Below are 1,651 nucleotides of genomic sequence, written 5' to 3'. Positions count from 1 at the left end.
TACCGCTGACAACCCCAATTACTTTTTTTACACAGTTCTTCTCATGCAACGTTTCAGAAAAATCTACTTTTGGTTCTTGTCTTTCCGCACATTCTTCTGAATGACTATTGCGGTTTTGATTGTAATTTTCACTCACTGTTTCACTCCTTTCTCAAATCTGCCCATAGTTATACTCTTTATTTCAAATAAAGGTTTCCAGAAACTGCTTAGCCATAACCTTATTCATGAAGCATCTTCATGGTTCTTTGATATATCTCTTTAACTGAAGTTCCTACTATACAATCTATATCGACAGTGCTTTCCCGCCATTTATGGCTCTTAAGAAATTGGTATCAAAGGTAATCCTGCCCACAAAGGTATCCAGATTATCTTTCTCAGAACCTGATATTGCTTTATAGAGCAAAATGTTAGTGGATTTTAACACGTTGGCGGCATTTGTTCCCAGCCGCATTATTATAAAACGATGTTTCTTAGTTTGTTTCTGTATTGTAAATCAAAAAATAGGGCATATGTCCAAAGAAATCACATACTTGATTTTATATTTTTCGCATTTACCGGAATAGCAATCTTCATAATCCTTCTTCTTTCAATCCTTGTTTATCATCATTCATCCTCAGCAAAACAGCGGTCACGGTTTCGTCTACGACAGCCGCGAACACATCCTTTACCCAAACCCTCGCATAGTTGGTACTCACCACCCTCAATGGAAAGGACCTTTCCTTCAACTAGAAATTCCGCCAGTTTTTTTCTCGCTTCACTATAGATTCCTTGAATCGTGGTTCGTGCTACGTTCATTTGTTTGGCGCATTCTTCTTGGGTAAAGCCATCGAAGTCGATCAATCGTATGGTCTCATACTCATCAATCGTCATCGTGACACAACGCTCTGCATTTGGAGGGGAATCAAGGGGACCAAATGTGTTTTTCTCAGGCAGGCAACAGACTCTTCTCCATTTTATTGGTCTTGCCATTACGCATCACCTCATTTCTAACATGAATAACAGGAGAGTCCTCCGACTATCCACGAAATCTGTTTTATAGTTTCTCTAATTACTGATCTATCACATTCGGTTGCTCTTGCAGGATATTTTTCTGTTCACAGAGCAAGTCTTTTTTTGTATCAGGAGAGGTTTGATCTATTGACAAACTTCGACCAAAACAACGACCAAAGCCGCGTCTGCGACCATGTCCCATACCACGTTTTATACCATGCTCGGATGTCTTTGCTCCTGCGCAGTTGCCCAAACCTCTTTTGGTTTTTGTTCTAGCTCCCATTGGGTCTGTTCCACCTCTTCTTAGCATATAATTCACCTCCTCGTTTATGACATATGTCATTTATCTTTAGTATACATCATATTTGACATATGTCAATAACTTTTGGATAAGTTTATTGTTGGTAGAAAAAGACTCTCGTTTCAGATCTTATCATGACTCTTAATAACATATGTGCATTCTAGTGATTCGCAAAAAATAAAAATAGGCCAACGACCTATGTTCAACGTAGTCCGTGGGGCAAGCTTTATACTTTTTCACATCATCAATAGAAGCTATGACGCAATTCCGTCCAGTCAGCCGAGAAGTACTATATCTTTTTCTATCTGCGACATCTTGTATATTATTATTGGCTCTATGTCAAATATTGGGGAGACTCGC

2 protein-coding genes are annotated in these 1,651 nt (G+C 38.9%); both read right to left on the bottom strand.

The window, feature by feature from the left end:
• Positions 1 to 603: 603 nt before the first annotated feature.
• Positions 604 to 969 carry a DUF134 domain-containing protein gene (locus tag ACQRC6_RS09710; protein ID WP_427848742.1) on the bottom strand — a complete coding sequence of 122 codons (366 nt, stop codon included), beginning with the start codon at positions 967 to 969 and terminating at the stop codon, positions 604 to 606.
• Between the two features lie 79 nt (positions 970 to 1,048).
• Positions 1,049 to 1,300 carry a DUF5320 domain-containing protein gene (locus ACQRC6_RS09705; RefSeq protein ID WP_427848741.1) on the bottom strand — a complete coding sequence of 84 codons (252 nt, stop codon included), beginning with the start codon at positions 1,298 to 1,300 and terminating at the stop codon, positions 1,049 to 1,051.
• Between the last annotated feature and the right edge of the window lie 351 nt (positions 1,301 to 1,651).

This window comes from Peptoniphilus sp. SGI.035 (assembly GCF_050315115.1).
Lineage (GTDB): Bacteria > Bacillota > Clostridia > Tissierellales > Peptoniphilaceae > Peptoniphilus_A.
The sequence above is the reverse complement of the archived record's forward strand: the minus strand, read 5'-3'. Positions and strand labels throughout refer to the sequence as shown.

Coding starts and splice junctions, on each gene's coding strand:
- ACQRC6_RS09710 (WP_427848742.1), bottom strand. CDS start 969: ATGGCAAGACCAATAAAATGGAGAAGAGTCTGTTGCCTGCCTGAGAAA.
- ACQRC6_RS09705 (WP_427848741.1), bottom strand. CDS start 1,300: ATGCTAAGAAGAGGTGGAACAGACCCAATGGGAGCTAGAACAAAAACC.